Annotated in this window: 17 protein-coding genes; 13 read left to right on the top strand and 4 right to left on the bottom strand. The window is 42.3% G+C overall.

From position 1 onward, the window contains the following. On the top strand, positions 1 to 1,524 hold the full coding sequence (locus VFC49_RS00340; RefSeq protein ID WP_324735687.1) for a metallophosphoesterase: 1,524 nt from the start codon (positions 1 to 3) through the stop codon (positions 1,522 to 1,524). On the opposite strand, the gene VFC49_RS00335 is transcribed toward VFC49_RS00340, so the two are convergent. Then, on the bottom strand, positions 1,521 to 2,390 hold the full coding sequence (locus tag VFC49_RS00335; RefSeq protein WP_324735686.1) for a type I restriction enzyme HsdR N-terminal domain-containing protein: 870 nt from the start codon (positions 2,388 to 2,390) through the stop codon (positions 1,521 to 1,523). The genes VFC49_RS00340 and VFC49_RS00335 overlap by 4 nt on opposite strands. After that, positions 2,383 to 3,135 (bottom strand): Rossmann-like domain-containing protein, encoded by a 753-nt coding sequence (locus VFC49_RS00330; RefSeq protein WP_324735685.1) that lies wholly within the window; start codon positions 3,133 to 3,135, stop codon positions 2,383 to 2,385. The genes VFC49_RS00335 and VFC49_RS00330 overlap by 8 nt, the downstream gene beginning before the upstream one ends. Positions 3,136 to 3,189: 54 nt before the next feature. On the opposite strand from VFC49_RS00330, the gene VFC49_RS00325 reads away from it, so the two are divergent. Next, complete coding sequence (locus VFC49_RS00325) at positions 3,190 to 3,987, top strand: class II glutamine amidotransferase (protein WP_324735684.1); 798 nt, start codon at positions 3,190 to 3,192, stop codon at positions 3,985 to 3,987. Between the two features lie 7 nt (positions 3,988 to 3,994). Here VFC49_RS00325 and folP read toward each other — a convergent pair whose 3' ends face one another. Beyond that, the gene (gene folP, locus VFC49_RS00320; protein ID WP_324735683.1) at positions 3,995 to 4,819 is read right to left on the bottom strand and encodes a dihydropteroate synthase; all 825 of its coding nucleotides are present in this window, start codon (positions 4,817 to 4,819) and stop codon (positions 3,995 to 3,997) included. A gap of 14 nt (positions 4,820 to 4,833) precedes the next feature. Next, entirely contained in the window at positions 4,834 to 5,643 is an 810-nt protein-coding gene (locus VFC49_RS00315) for an alpha/beta hydrolase (RefSeq protein ID WP_324735682.1), read from the bottom strand. Positions 5,644 to 5,748: 105 nt separating this feature from the next. Between VFC49_RS00315 and VFC49_RS00310 the strand changes: the two genes are divergently transcribed. The 11 genes from VFC49_RS00310 to hisC all read left to right on the top strand — a co-directional run bounded on the left by VFC49_RS00310 (position 5,749) and on the right by hisC (position 14,795). Then, complete coding sequence (locus VFC49_RS00310) at positions 5,749 to 6,720, top strand: beta-ribofuranosylaminobenzene 5'-phosphate synthase family protein (RefSeq protein ID WP_324735681.1); 972 nt, start codon at positions 5,749 to 5,751, stop codon at positions 6,718 to 6,720. Between the two features lie 2 nt (positions 6,721 to 6,722). Beyond that, on the top strand, positions 6,723 to 7,511 hold the full coding sequence (locus VFC49_RS00305; protein WP_324735680.1) for an N-glycosylase/DNA lyase: 789 nt from the start codon (positions 6,723 to 6,725) through the stop codon (positions 7,509 to 7,511). A gap of 271 nt (positions 7,512 to 7,782) precedes the next feature. After that, the gene (locus tag VFC49_RS00300) at positions 7,783 to 8,673 is read left to right on the top strand and encodes an ATP phosphoribosyltransferase regulatory subunit (RefSeq protein ID WP_324735679.1); all 891 of its coding nucleotides are present in this window, start codon (positions 7,783 to 7,785) and stop codon (positions 8,671 to 8,673) included. Beyond that, positions 8,670 to 9,287, top strand: coding sequence for an ATP phosphoribosyltransferase (hisG, locus tag VFC49_RS00295; RefSeq protein ID WP_324735678.1), 618 nt, complete (start codon positions 8,670 to 8,672; stop codon positions 9,285 to 9,287). Before VFC49_RS00300 ends, hisG begins: the two co-directional genes overlap by 4 nt. After that, positions 9,277 to 10,410, top strand: coding sequence for a histidinol dehydrogenase (hisD, locus tag VFC49_RS00290; RefSeq protein ID WP_324735677.1), 1,134 nt, complete (start codon positions 9,277 to 9,279; stop codon positions 10,408 to 10,410). The genes hisG and hisD overlap by 11 nt, the downstream gene beginning before the upstream one ends. Next, entirely contained in the window at positions 10,407 to 10,937 is a 531-nt protein-coding gene (hisB, locus tag VFC49_RS00285) for an imidazoleglycerol-phosphate dehydratase HisB (RefSeq protein ID WP_324735676.1), read from the top strand. Before hisD ends, hisB begins: the two co-directional genes overlap by 4 nt. Positions 10,938 to 11,117: 180 nt before the next feature. Further along, positions 11,118 to 11,708, top strand: a complete 591-nt coding sequence (hisH, locus tag VFC49_RS00280; protein WP_324735675.1) for an imidazole glycerol phosphate synthase subunit HisH — start codon at positions 11,118 to 11,120, stop codon at positions 11,706 to 11,708. A gap of 1 nt (position 11,709) precedes the next feature. Beyond that, positions 11,710 to 12,399 carry a 1-(5-phosphoribosyl)-5-((5-phosphoribosylamino)methylideneamino)imidazole-4-carboxamide isomerase gene (gene hisA / locus VFC49_RS00275; protein ID WP_324735674.1) on the top strand — a complete coding sequence of 230 codons (690 nt, stop codon included), beginning with the start codon at positions 11,710 to 11,712 and terminating at the stop codon, positions 12,397 to 12,399. Position 12,400: 1 nt separating this feature from the next. Next, entirely contained in the window at positions 12,401 to 13,156 is a 756-nt protein-coding gene (gene hisF / locus VFC49_RS00270) for an imidazole glycerol phosphate synthase subunit HisF (RefSeq protein ID WP_324735673.1), read from the top strand. A 5-nt stretch (positions 13,157 to 13,161) separates the two neighbouring features. Then, on the top strand, positions 13,162 to 13,788 hold the full coding sequence (gene hisIE / locus VFC49_RS00265; RefSeq protein WP_420719618.1) for a bifunctional phosphoribosyl-AMP cyclohydrolase/phosphoribosyl-ATP diphosphatase HisIE: 627 nt from the start codon (positions 13,162 to 13,164) through the stop codon (positions 13,786 to 13,788). Further along, on the top strand, positions 13,785 to 14,795 hold the full coding sequence (hisC, locus tag VFC49_RS00260) for a histidinol-phosphate transaminase (RefSeq protein ID WP_324735671.1): 1,011 nt from the start codon (positions 13,785 to 13,787) through the stop codon (positions 14,793 to 14,795). Before hisIE ends, hisC begins: the two co-directional genes overlap by 4 nt. Positions 14,796 to 14,812: the final 17 nt, after the last annotated feature.

The following is a 14,812-nucleotide window of genomic DNA, read 5'->3' as shown; positions in this document are numbered from 1 at the left end:
ATGGTTAGGATAGCACATATAAGCGACACCCATATAACCCAAGACCCAGCTTTCAAGTCCTATGCCTATGATCTGATAGTGAACGAGGTAAATCGGGGTGATTTTGACTTAGTAATTCATACCGGAGATGTAACGAACCAAGGTCTTAAAGAAGAGTACGAGCATGCCAGCTATCTAATCAGGAAAATTAGAAAGCCTCTAATTGTGCTCCCCGGAAATCACGACGCCAGAAATGTTGGATATGAGCTGTTTGAGAAATACATTGGTCCGCTATACGGGGTTTATGAACGAGACAATCTTGTGATAATCTGGATAGATTCAACGATACCCGATTTAAGCGATGGAAGAGTTGGGGGGTATAAGTTCCGTTGGCTGAAAGAAAAGCTTGAAGAGTATTCGCACAAAAAATTTAAAATCGTCGCTGCTCACCACCACCTTGTCCCTCTTCCAGACACAGGAAGGGAGAGGAATGTTCTGTACAATGCGGGCGACGTTCTGGATCTGCTCTTGAGGCATGAGGTTAATCTGTATCTCTGCGGACACAAGCATGTTCCAAATGTTTACAATATTGAGGATTTGGTCGTTGTAAATGCCGGCTGTACATCATGCAGAAAGACAAGGAAAGGTGACGTGAACAGCTACAATATCATCAAACTAAATGGAGATGGGAGAATAGATGTGACGATAAGGAGAGTTACCGGGGATGAACTGAAAAAGAGCTACAAATCCGTGAAGCCAAAGATTTTCATTCCAAAAGGAAAGCATCTTTTGAGGATAATTCAGATGAGCGAAAGCAACGTTTCTGACAGGATTTATTTCAGAAAACGCGTTCTTGAAAATGCAATAAGGGCAATAAACGAAAAATACAAACCTGATCTGGTCATACACTGCGGCGACATTGTTGATGTTGGGATTGAGAGATACTACGAAATGGCAGCAGAGTACTACGAGAAGATTAAAGCTGAAAAAATGATCGTTCCTGGACACAATGACATAACATACCTTGGTTATGACTTATTCAAGGAGTACTTTGGGGAGCCTGAGATTAAAGAGTTTGGAGATTTTGTTTTCATCCCCCTGCTGACAGCACAATACGAGACGCCCATAGGGGTAGTTGGCAGGATGGGTCAAAGGCTTTTGAAATCCCTTCTTGAAGAGCATAAAGAAAAGTTCACGGCAGTTGTAATGCATCACAATATCATACCAATCCCAAGAAGCAGGGAGCTTGGATTCCTTGAAGATGCTGGAAATGTCCTAAAAATACTCACTGAGGAAAGGACAGAACTTGTAATGACAGGACACGGCGGTAATGCATTTGGAGTCAGAATTGAGAGAACACCGGTAATCAATGCCGGCTCAATAAGCTGGGAGCTGCATAGAGATCCATTTGGAAACTCATTCAATTTGATTGACGTATATGAAGACATGATCGTTGCTTTTGAAATTCAGGCAACCTGGGGCTCAAGAAAGCTTTTGGGCATCTGGAAAATCAAAACCGAGGTTCCATGGAAAAACAACGGTTAAATTTCAATCCCTATCCTGATTCCTTTCTCTTTTTCTATTTCATGCAGAAGCCTTAGAATTTTTTGAGTATCAATTGGCATTTCCTTGAGATATGCATAAGCCTTTTTAATCTGAGCTTTTTCTTCCCCTTCACTTCTCTCACTAAGGTAGAGAAGAAGAGACAACAAAACTCCCTTAATACTTCTCTCTACGAGAGGAACGATCTTCCATCCATCATCATAGAGGTAGAGAGCTCTCGGAAGCTCATCTCCTCTTAACTTCTCCAAAGTGAGTAATCTCTTCTTTGAAGCAGTTAAAAACTCTATTAGCTTTCTCTCGCTGATACCTTCCCGCTTAAGCTCATCAAAGCTGAATTCTAAGGCTCTTAGGAGGGTTGCAAATCTTTCGAGTTTTTCTATTCTACTTTTTGATAATAGACTTAGTTTGAGGGTTGTTCTCTCAATTGGCTCATTTTCTATGTCCACGCTTAAAATAACCCTGTCCTCAAGGCGAGAACCTTCCTCAAATGCTTTAATAACCACCCATGCCACTCCATTCGTCAGAATACCATATTTAACCCCATTATTGAAGCAGTATCTCCCAAGCTGTCTCAGTGGTTTTTCCTTTTTGAGGACATTTATACTAAGATTCTTAGCCTCAATAAACGCAACCACTCTATCACCAGTGATTAATGCATAATCTGCTCTCCCTTCCTCAGTTCTCTCCTCTGGGCGCACCTCCTTGGGATTGTCCCACTCCCAGCCAAGGGCTTGGAATATCCCACCAATTAAATGTTGTTTTACTGCTTCCTCATTTCTTTCATACAATTTCCTGTGTTCATTTACTTTTTTGAGAACGTCGAGTATTGCCTTTTCTATCTTATCCATCCCCCGGCACCTCAATGATGTACTTTTTATTTTCTTGTTCAAAGCCCCTGAATGAGCCTAATTTAAGCCTGATAAGTGCCTTTTCTATGTTTAGAACTTTCATTGATGCCAAATGAGTCACACCGGAACCTTTGAGAAGCTCAGGCAAAAGTTGAGCTGTTGGACCGGTTAAAACAATCAGTTTGGCTTTCTTAGATCTTTCAAGGATCATGTCCAAAGTAGCATTTACCAATGCAGATCCGCTTACAATAATTGCATCCATCTCTGGAAGAAGCCAGTATTCCAAAGAATCGCTTAGGGTTTCCCTGTCCCAAAGCTTGAGGTTTCTTTCAAATACATACAAATCAAAACCCCTCTCTTTTAGCGTCTTCACTATGGGATGCATATTGCCAATTACTGCAATTTTTCCAATGCTGTCATCTAAGAGCTCTACGGCATCTTCATTTTTGGCTCTGCTTAAATCTATGTAATATTGGGAGACTGCATTTATCGTCGCTATTGCCAAAGTACGCTCAATTATGTTTAAGCTGTCCACTTTTTCAATTAATTCCTCAACATTCACATCTCCGATTTCATTTGAATACATTTGAATCTCTTCTGGAAGCGTCATTGCAACTCCTAAAGATTTTCCCCTCTTCCCTTCGATAACAACATAAGTGTACGGGAGAGCAAATGAAAAATCTACGATCGTGAAGTCTTCGTCAATCATTCGAAGTGCTTCCTTCTTCAACTTTCTAAGTATCATTCTCGATCCCCAAATTTTTATACTATGAAAAGCTAAAAACCTTTGGTGGTCTTAATGTGCAGAATACTGTTCGCTACAGGTGATGGAAAAAGGGTAAGACCTCTTCTTGAGGCTCTGCTTAAATCTTCAGAACATGACCCTTACAAACTCGCCCGCAAAAAGGGAAGCCAGCACAAAGATGGCTGGGGCTATCTCTTGTTGAAAGATGGTTACATCGAGCACTATCGCAGTGAGAGTGCAATTTTTGAGGACAAGAAAAAGGTTAAAGAAGCAATGGAAAAACTGGATGGCTTCGTAATATTTATGGCTCATACAAGAGCCGCAAGTCAGGGGGAGAAAAATCTGTTTAACGTTCAGCCCTTTGGCTTTTCAACGAGAAGGGGCTTTATATTCTGGACGCTACATAACGGAGATTTAAACAAAAAGCAGCTGATAGAGATGGGAGATCTTAATCCCGAAGAATTAAAAGGGGCTTCAGACAGCTATGTAATGGGAGCTTACCTCTGCCGCTTTTTAGAAGGAATTGAAAAAGAACATCTGCTGAACAGATTCAAAGAAATTAAATTAACAGCAAAATCTCTTATGAACACAGTAACACTCCTCATGAACAATAAAAAGGAAATTCGAGCGTTTATAACTGCATATATGACCGATGTATATGCTTCAGACACTTTGAACTACTACTATGGCAGATTGCTATATTTTGAAGGTGCTGATGTCTTTGCAGTGGTCTCATCAACTTTCGAACATTATTCATACATCCCATTCGAAGAAGTTGAAAACGGAACGGCATTCTACGTCAAAATTTATCCAAAAACAGAAAGATTTGAAATTGAAGAGGTCAAATTATAACAAATGTTCATGCCCGGAACCTCCTAATAAACCATGCAAGCCTAACTGCATCAAATGTTTCTTTAACATCATGGGTTCTTATGATATTCGCCCCATTCCAAACAGCTATTGCCGTTGCTGCCAGTGAGCCTGGCAGCCTTTCACCCGGGTCTTTTCTTCCCGTTATTGCACCGATAAAGGACTTTCTGGAAACACCCACCAAAATCGGAAGCCCAAACATCTTGAGCATGTTTAAATTTGCTATGATCTTTGAATCCCACTCATACCAGGGAGGATAATTTGGTCTCAAGAAGCCAATTGCTGGGTCGATTGCAATGTTCTCTTTCTCAATTCCGTTTTTGTATGCAATCCGGAGACTCTCTTGGAGGAAGCTGATTACGGTGTGAACAGGCTCCATGAAGTCCCTAACTTCTCCATGGGCGCAGATTATCACGGGAACACCATATTCCTTTGCAACTTTAACCATTTCTGGGTCCCCTTTAAGTCCAGAAACGTCGTTGATGATATCTGCTCCAGCTTTTATTGCTTCCTCAGCAACCTTTGCATTTGTTGTATCTATGCTGATTGGAACATTAACATGATCCCTTAGTGTTGAGATCGCCCAGACTGCCCTTCTGATTTCCTCTTCAACTGGAATTTGGGTTTCTAAATAAGGAGCTGTAGATTTTGCCCCAATATCAATAAAAGAGGCTCCATTCTCAATCATTTTTAAAGCTGTTCTAATCAGCTCGTCCTCACTCTGCTTGACACTTCCCTTGTAAAAGCTTTCCGGGGAAACGTTGATAACTCCCATAATTTTCGGTTCCTCAAGATTAACACCAGCAAACTTCATTTCCGTTAACCTCCCTAATCTGCCCCTTTGATAAACTCCTTAATCAGCCTGCATATTTCTTCAGGCTTTTCATAGAGTACCAAATGCCCAGCTTTTGGTATAATTACAAGCTTTGAATTTTCAACCCACTTATGTATCAGCTTTGCATGTTCGGGCGGTGTAACAACATCATCTTCTCCAACTATTATCAAAGTAGGAACGTTTACTTTCTCTGCAGAAGGTTTGGCATTATATCCTGCAAGATGAATTAAATATCTGAAGCTTTGTGGGGGCAAGGATTCTATGTAGTCTTTATTGTCCTTCATGAACTCTAAGAATACTTCATCTGGCGTTGATGGACTGAAAAACATCTTCCTATACATCCGTCTTGTGAGGGGATTGCTTTTGAAGAGAATCGGTTTCCAAATTGCAGGAGGCAAATGCATTATAATCTTGTCAATAGCATCTGTTTTTAAATACGCAACTGGACCTATCAACACAATCCCATTAACATGCCTCCGAGCAGCATATTCGATTGCTATCATCGCCCCAAAGCTGTGTCCAATTAGAACAATGTTTTCAAGTCCAAGTTCTGATCTTACTGCATCAATATCCCTGATGTAGTCCTCAAGTGCAACATTTGATGGCTTATCCGATTTTCCATACCCTCTCAAATCCACTGCAACAACTCTATAACTCCCTTCAAAGCACGGTAGAATATGTTTCCAGTTGCTAATCTGACCCGGAGAGCCATGAAGAAATAGGAGAGCCGGCAAATTCTCCCCCACAGCCTTTCCAGAGTCATAGAAATGGATCTTAATCCCATCTACGTCAATAAACGGCACAGCCACTCACCAAACTGCATTTTGACTTTCATTGTTAAATCATTTTTGTCATGCAATGGCAAATGAATTAAAAAGGCAGCTCTCGAATCCAATATGGTGGTGCTCATGATAATCAAAACCCCAAAGAGACTGCATTTGGGTCTAATTGATCCTTCTGGTTCTTTGGGAAGGAGATTTGGAAGCTTAGGTGTTGCTCTTGAAGAAGGCTACGAGATAAAGCTCATGCCCCATGAAAAACTTGAAATTAGGGCTGAAGGAGAAGACAGGGAAACAATTAAATTCATCATTGGAAGGATGAACAAACATTTTAGCACGGGCTTCAACTATCTTGTTGAAGTCAGAAAGGCAATCCCAAGGCATATTGGCTTAGGATCAACAACTCAGCTATCTTTAGCTGTTGGTGTAGGAATAGCAAAGCTGAACAACATAAATGCTGAAATTGAAGAGCTGGCTGAAATTTTTGAAAGAGGAAAGAACAGCGGCGCCGGGATTTACACCTTCAAATACGGCGGCTTTGTTATTGATGGGGGAGTTAAGGAAGGAATACCACCTCTGATTTTTAGAGAGGAGTTCCCCGAGAACTGGGCTTTTCTTTTGGTGATTCCTCAAGTTAAGAGAGGATTTAACGAAGAGGAGGAAAAGCCTATAATGGCAAGCATTAGAGGCAAATCTGAAATTGCAACGGAAATAAGCCACAGAATTCTGCTTGGACTTCTGCCAGCTCTAAAAGAAAGGGACATTAAGACTTTCGGAAAGCATTTGAGTGAAATTCAAAGGCTGGTTGGAAAGCATTTTGAGGATTATCAGGGAGGCGAATTCAGGGAAGATGTCAAGCTAATCATGGAGTTTTTGAAAGAGAACACTTATGGATACGGGCAGAGCTCGTGGGGTCCAGCTGTTTATGGGCTAATACAGAAGAGCGAATACTCTATGCTGAAGGCAAAGCTACACGACTTTCTGAAGGATCACGGTATTAAAGCCAAGGTAGAGCTCGGAACTCCAAGGAACAAAGGAGCAGAAATTGTGATGGAAAATGCCTATCTGCTGAGGCTGATAAACAGCGTAGCGAAGGGATAAATATGACCCTCGACCGCTTCATCACAGTCAAACACAAGGAGAACAAGCCAAAAATCGAGAGATTAAAGGAAATCCTTAAAGAGTTGGGCATAGAATGTGCCAGAACTATCGAGGAGAAAGTTGATCTGCAGTTTTCAGCTCTGGAGTATCTTCACAAAAATCTCAAAAACGATGAGCTATTCATAAAGCTCGTAATTGCCAATGCAATAGTCAGTTATCAGCTGACAGCCACTGGAGAAGAGTGGTGGTGGGAATTTGCAGAGCATTTTTCATTGAATCCCCCAGAAATAGGGATTGTCAATGCTTATTCAAGGTTTTTAGCAGAGTCAAAAACTAACAGAAGGCTGACAGCTGCAAAAATTAAAAGGCTTGAAAAGCTTGAGCCTTTCTTGGCTGAGCTTAAACTTAAAGACCTCAAAAATTACTACTATTCAATGACATCTCTAAGGAACGACCTTGCAAAAGTGCTGAATTCCAAACGAAATGCCAAAACAATAGTCTTTGCTGTGAAGATGTTTGGGTATGCGGGCAGGATAGCATTTAGGGAGTTCATTCCCTATCCAATGGAAATTGAAATTCCAGATGATGTGAGAATAAATGCCTATACAAATAGATTTACGAACGAGCTACCCACAAGCTTCTGGTCAAGGATTGCAAAAGAGGTCAATATTCCACCTCTTCACATAGATTCAATTCTCTGGCCCGTTCTTGGAAAGCATGCAGAAGTTAAAGAAAGATTGAAAAAATACTGTTCCAAAGCTGAGCTTATCTTTGAGCTGGCTTCCCTTTAGACCTAATATTTTTCGCAAATCTTTGTCATATTGGCAAACTTTCATAGGTTAAACTTATATATGGTACGGAACATTGGATGTTGAGGTGTTTAAAATGAGAGAGTGGAGAGTAAACAGCGAAAGAAGCATAAGCCTTGGGGGAGAGGTTGGATTTTCCATCGCTCTTCTGGTGAGCTACTGCCATCATCATTGACTGTTCTGAAGTACTTAGCTTAGTTGGACACTATTTAGCAGGGGATATTTTTATTGAAAAGTTCTTGGAGGGATTATTTTGAAGAAGGATTTATTTTCCGAATCAGAGAGGTTAGCGGATATTACAAAGTATTTAAGACGAACATTCGAGCTTTGGGGCTATAGGGAGATATTCTTGCCGACAATAGAGGAGTTCAGTGAGCAGCTTAGGAAAGGGACAAAATTTGCCTACAACAATGAATTCTATGTAATAAAGCCCGACCTAACATCCCAGATCCTTGCAAACCTCAAAGAGCCAAGGAGACTTAAGGTCTACTACATCAGCGAAGTGCTGAACGGTGGGATTAAAGGAGATTGGCAGGCTGGAGTTGAGTTCATCGGAGGAGATGACATTAAAATGCAGGTCGAGGTTCTTTTAACTGTTATAACTTCCTTGGAAGCGCTCGGTATCGAGGACTTCTACATCGATGTCGGCAGCTTAAAGGTTTGGGAGGAAGCAATTAAGGGAATTGAAGAATTCAAAGCAGAAATTTTCAGGGCATTAACACGAAGAAACTTTGAAATCATCGAAAGACTGCCTATAAATGAGGAGAAGAAAGAAGAGCTCTGGCAGCTCTTTAATTTCAGAGGAAAGAGCTGTGAATATGAAAAGCTTAACAAAATTATTGAGGCAGTCGACGATGAGAGAGTCTTTATAGATTTCGGCACAATAAGACCCCTTCCTTACTATAGCGACATAATCTTTGAGGTCTACTCTCCAAGAGTTGGAAAGCCGCTCGGAGGCGGAGGGGAATACACTTTCAAGGGAGTCAGCGCTTTTGGATTTGCATTCGACTTAAATGCCCTCTCAAAGCTCTTTGATGGGAAAATAGAGAAGAGCAGAAAGAGAATCAGAGGGGAGATGAAAGAAGCATACAAACTTGCGAGGGAACTCGTGAAACTCGGTATTCCGGTGGAGGTGGAAGAATGAGGTTTGTTCTCCCAAAAGGACGGCTATTCAAGGGTTCCCTTGAAATTCTGCAAAAAGCCGGGATTGAACTTAAACCGCCAGAGAACAGAGAACTGATTGTGAAAAACGGCAGGTATGAGCTTCTCCTTGCAAGGGCTTTTGATGTCCCGGTTTACGTCGAGTATGGTGTTGATGTTGGGATAGCTGGAAGCGATGTTGTTGAGGAAAGGGAAAGTGACGTCCTCGTTCCTCTTGAGTTGCCTTTTGGAAAGTGCCGCTTAAGCTTGGCGATGCCCAAGGAAAATGCAGTCAGCGTTGAAGAGATGGATGGTTTTAGAATAGCCACCAAATACCCAAACCTTACAAGGAAGTTCTTTGAGAAAAGAGGGGTTGAGGTCGAGGTGATAAAGCTTCACGGAAGCATTGAGCTTGCCCCAAAAATTGGCATTGCAGATGCCATCGTTGACATTGTCGAGACAGGAAACACATTGAGAGCCAATGGGTTAGTTGAGGTGGAGAAGATTATGGATGTTTCGGCTTTGCTTTTGGTGAACAGAATCTCCCAGAAGACGAAGTTTAAGGAGATTAACGAGCTTGTTTTAAAAATTAAGGAGGTTATCAAAGATGAATCTTGAGTTAGAAAGCTATGTGGCTCAAATTTTGAAAGACATAAGGGAAAGGGGTATTGAAGCTGTAAAGGAATACTCAAGGAAGTTTGACGGCTATGATGGGGAATTCCTTGTTAGTGAGAAGGAGTTTGAAGAAGCAGAGAGGCAGATTCCAGAGAAGGACAAAGAGATAATCAAGCGCACCATAGAAAGAATCCGCCTTTACCACGAAAAACAACTTGAGAGCGATAAGCTCTACATAAAGAACGCTTCACTTTATGGTATAATCTACAAGCCGATAAGGAGAATCGGTATCTACGTCCCTGGAGGAAAACCTCTGCCTTCGACGCTCATGATGGTGGGAGTTCCAGCAAAAGTAGCAGGTGTTAAAGAGATAGCGGTTACAACACCACCTAAAAACGGCAAAATCAATCCGTACATCCTGTATGTTGCAAAGCTTCTCGGCATCGAAGAGGTCTACAAGCTCGGTGGGATTCAAGCGATTGGAGCAATGGCTTACGGAATTGGAATGAAGAAAGTAGACAAAATCTTCGGTCCAGGCAATAAGTTCGTGAACGAAGCGAAGAGGCAGGTCTTTGGTGTTGTAGGAATTGACAGCTTAGCTGGACCATCAGAGATAGCCGTTATAGCCGATGAGACAGCGAATAAGGAGTATGTTTTATACGATTTGCTTTCCCAGCTGGAGCACGGAAAAGACAGCAAAGCTTGGCTTTTAACGACTTCAAAGGAATTAGCGGAGTACTGCAGAAGGGACGGAATTGAAGTTGTCGTGTGTGAAAGCTTGGAGGAATGTGCCGAAAAAGCTAACGAGATAGCTCCAGAACACTTGGAGATAATCACGAAGGAACCGCTGAAGCTCGTAGATTTAATTGAAAATGCCGGAGCGATTTATCTCGGCGAATACACACCTGTGCCGGCGGCTGATTATTTCCTTGGAGTTAATCACGTTCTGCCAACCGGGGGAGCTGCAAAGTTCAGCGGGGTTTTAACAGTCATGGACTTCATGAAGAGAATAAGCTTAGCCTACGTAAGCAAAGGAGAATTCCTAAGCGAGCGCTATCTCGGAATTCGGCTGGCAGAGATAGAGGGAATGGAGATGCACAAGAAGTCAATGGAGGTCAGAAAATGAGGCGCAAAACGAAAGAGACCGATATAATTGTTGAGGTCGGTGTTGAGGGAAGCATAGAAACAGGGGACAGGATATTTGACCACCTCCTTACCGCTTTATTCTTTTACATGCGTGAGAAAATTAACATTAAAGCGAGCTATGACTTAAGGCACCACCTGTGGGAGGATTTGGGCATTACCATGGGCGAAGAGCTCAGGGAGAAGATCAAGGGCAAAAAAATAGCACGCTTTGGGAGCGCAATAATGCCGATGGATGATGCGTTAATCCTTGTCGCCGTTGACATCTCAAGACCATACCTTAACCTTGAGCTCGATATAAAGGAGAGCGAGGAAGGGTTCGAGGTTACGTTAGTTAGGGAATTTCTCTGGGCTTTGGCAAGGACATTAAATGCCACAATCCACGTGAAGCAATTGGCTGGAGTTAATGCACATCACATAGTCGAGGCTACATTTAAGGGACTCGGTATTGCTTTGAGACAAGCTTTGAGTGAGGGTGAGCGGTTGGAGAGCACTAAGGGGGTGCTGTGAATGGGAAATTCCGTAGAGAGCACCCTAAAATGCACTCAAAAGGCATATTGGAACACCAACTGTGAGGACAAGCCCTTGGCAGGTGAAAAATTTCCGCCAGCGCTTCGTGGGAAGCAAAGCTTCCCGACGTGTTGGGACTTTGTCCCAACATGCGAAGCAAAGGGCTGAGGGGGTGTTGTAGTGATAGCAATAGTTGATTTAGGGATCGGCAACTTAGCCAACGTGAGAAAAGCTTTAGGTGGAGTCATTACGAGCGATCCTTATGAAATAGAGAAAGCCGAGAAAATAGTTTTGCCTGGCGTTGGAAACTTTGGAGCTGTGATGGAGAAGCTTGAACCTTTGAGGGGAGTTATCATAGATGCCATAAACGACGGAAAACTCTTCCTTGGCATATGCCTTGGGCTTCAGCTGCTCTTTGAAGAGAGTGAAGAGAGTCCAGGGAGTAAAGGACTTGGCGTGTTTGAAGGCAAAGTTGTGCGCTTTAGAGGCGTTAGGACACCGCACATCGGATGGAATCAGGTGTGGCAGAAGAAAGAATGCAAGCTCTTTGAAGGCATAAAGGATGGAGCTTATTTCTACTTTGTCCACTCCTACTACGCAGATCCCCAAGACAAGAGCATAGTCGCAGGGGTTACAGACTATCAGTCGAAGGGCAACGAAGTGATTTTTACCTCTGCAGTATGCAGAGACAACGTCTACGCGGTTCAGTTCCACCCAGAAAAATCGAGCAGAGTTGGGTTAAAGCTCTTAGCGAACTTCAGGAGGTTGTGAGATGAAGATTTATCCCGCTATAGATTTAATGAACGGAAAAGCCGTTCGCCTCTACAAGGGAAGAAAGGATAAAGTGAAAGTTTACGGTGATCCAGTGGAAATAGCTAAGGGCTTCGCCGAATACTTTGACAAAATCCACATAGTGGACTTGGATGGGGCTTTTAGCGGAAAGCCTCAAAATCTTGATGTTGTTGAGCGAATAATAGAGGAAACAGGACTGAGGATTCAGCTTGGAGGTGGCTTCAGAGACTATGAGAGCATAGCAAGGGCTTATGAAATCGGCGTCGAAAACATCATAATTGGCACGAAAGCCTTTGACTTGAAGTTTTTAGAAAGGGTAACACAAGATTTTGAAGGAATTACTGTTAGCTTAGATGCCAGGGGCGGAAAGATAGCAGTGAAGGGCTGGCTTGAGGAGAGCTCAATACGTGTTGAGGGAGCCTACGAAATGCTTAGAAACTACGTTAAAAGGTTTATTTACACGGCAATCGAAAGAGATGGTACTTTAACTGGGATAGGAAGCATAGAGCGCTTTTGGAACAATGAGGAATTCATTTATGCTGGAGGAGTTTCAAGCGTAAGTGATGTGATAAAGCTTAGAGAGATTGGATTCTCTGGAGCTATAGTGGGAAAAGCGCTCTATGAGGGTAAGGTCACTTTAGAAGAGCTGTTAAATGTCTTGGGTGATTGAGATGCTTGCCAAAAGAATCATCGCGGCTTTAGATATAAAGGAGGGTAGAGTGGTCAAGGGAATAAAGTTTCAAAACATCAGAGATGCTGGGGATCCAATAGAATTAGCGAAGCGCTATGAGGAAGAAGGAATAGACGAGATAGTTTTCTTAGATATCACTGCCTCTTACGAAAAAAGAAAAATCCTCCTCGATTTAGTTAAGAGAATAGCTGAAGAGATCTATGTCCCATTTACAGTTGGTGGAGGAATTAGAAGCGTCGAAGAGATAAGGGAGATCATCAAAAGCGGTGCTGATAAGGTTTTCCTAAATACAGCGGCAGTTGACAATCCCAAGCTCGTAAGCGAAGCGGCAAAAGTTGTTGGGAGTGCGAATTTGGTCATAGCGATTGATGCAAAGTGGAATGGCAAGTTTTGGGAGGTATACACTCACGGGGGAAGAAAAGCAAGAGGACTTGATGCTATAGAGTGGGCAAAGGAAGTTGAGTGCTTAGGTGCTGGAGAAATACTCCTGACATCAATGGACACAGATGGAACTCAGCAAGGCTTTGATATTCCGCTGACTAAATCGATCGTTGAAGCCGTGGATATTCCAGTTATAGCCTCCGGTGGTGCTGGAAGTCCGGAGCACTTTTATGAAGCATTTAAAATAGGTGCTGAGGCAGCTTTGGCAGCTTCGATATTCCACTATGGAAAGTACACGGTTAGAGAGCTGAAAGACTATCTTGCTAAGAAGGGCATTCCTATAAGACTGGAGTGATGAAAATGAAGGAGCTCATTGAAAAAGTCAACTGGGAGAAGAACAATGGAATTGTTCCGGTAGTTGTCCAGGATACAAAAGGAGAAGTCCTAACATTAGCCTACATGAACAAAGAAGCTTTAATGAAGACGCTTGAAACGGGTTATGCCCACTACTATTCAAGGAGTCAAAAGAGAATTAGGATGAAAGGGGAAGTGAGCGGAAACGTTCAAAAAGTAAAGGAGATTAGGATAGACTGCGACAATGACGCTTTGCTTTTAATTGTTGAGCAAGTTGGTGTTGCATGCCACACTGGCAATTATTCATGCTTTTACAGAAAGTTAGGAGAGCCTGAAAAAGCCGTTGGTGGAATAGATTACTCGCTGACAATTTTGAGGGAGCTTGAAGAGCTGATAAAGCAGCGGAAAGAGAATCCAAAAGAAGATTCTTACACGTCAAGGCTGTTCAAAGAGGGGAAGGAAAAGATCTACAAGAAGTTTGGAGAGGAGTCAATTGAGGTTTTAGTCGCTGAAAGAAGGGAGAGAATAATCTACGAGACTGCCGATTTGCTTTATCATTTGCTGGTTTTGCTTGCCTACAATGAAATAAGCTTAGGGGAAGTTATGGAGGAATTGAGGAGGCGGAGAAAGTGAAGATTCGAGAATTAATTAAAAGTTTTGAGCCTTACAGGGTTTTGGAGGGTAACTACAAAATTTGGCTCGACAAGAACGAGAATCCCTTTGACTTGCCGCCAGAAATAAAAGAAGAGATTTTTGAAGAGCTCAGGAAAACCCCCTTCAATCGCTACCCCCACATAACAGCCATGCCTCTGAGGGAGGCTATAGCGGAGTTTTATGGGCTCAGTCCAGAGAATGTTGCCGTAGGAAACGGAGGAGATGAACTTCTGAGCTATTTGACCAGACTTTTTAAAGGGGACTACATAGTTACAACACCTCCGACTTTTGGTATGTACTATTTCTATGCAAGGCTGAATGAAATTCCCGTCGTAGAAGTACCTCTGGACGAAAGCTTTACCATAAACGGCGATATGATCGCAGAGAAAGCTAAAAGAGCAAGCATTGTTTTCATAACCTCTCCAAATAATCCAACAGGTAATACCCAGCCAAGGGAGGAGATACTCAAAGTCCTCGATACCGGTGTTACGGTTGTTCTGGATGAAGCCTATGCAGAATTTTCAGGAAAGAGCTGTATTGATCTGCTTGATGAATACGAAAACCTCATAATTTTGAGAACATTTTCAAAGGCTTTCAGTTTGGCCGGAGCAAGGGTAGGTTACCTCTTGGCAGATAAAGAGATTATCAATGCTTTCTACAGAATTAAATCTCCATTCAGCCTCAACTCCTTAACAATGATCACGGCAAAAGTCATGCTGAATCACTATGATGTAGTTATGGAAAGAGTTAATTACATAATTAAGGAGCGTGAGCGCATCTATAAAGAATTCAAAGGTTACGCTTACCCAAGCGAGGCAAACTTTTTACTCATGAGCTTAGATGCCTATGAATTCCTTCTTGAGAAAGGCATCGTGGTGAGAAAGCTCGGTGGACGATTGAAAGGACACATAAGAGTTACCATCGGCAAGAGAGAGGAAAACGACGAGTTTATTAAAGCATTAAAGGAGTTTATCGAAAGGTTTTAAATAGTAAAACCATAAGT

The sequence above is a fragment of the Thermococcus sp. SY098 genome (assembly GCF_035621495.1).
Taxonomy (GTDB): Archaea; Methanobacteriota_B; Thermococci; order Thermococcales; family Thermococcaceae; genus Thermococcus_B.
This window is presented reverse-complemented; position numbering and strand designations above follow the sequence as displayed.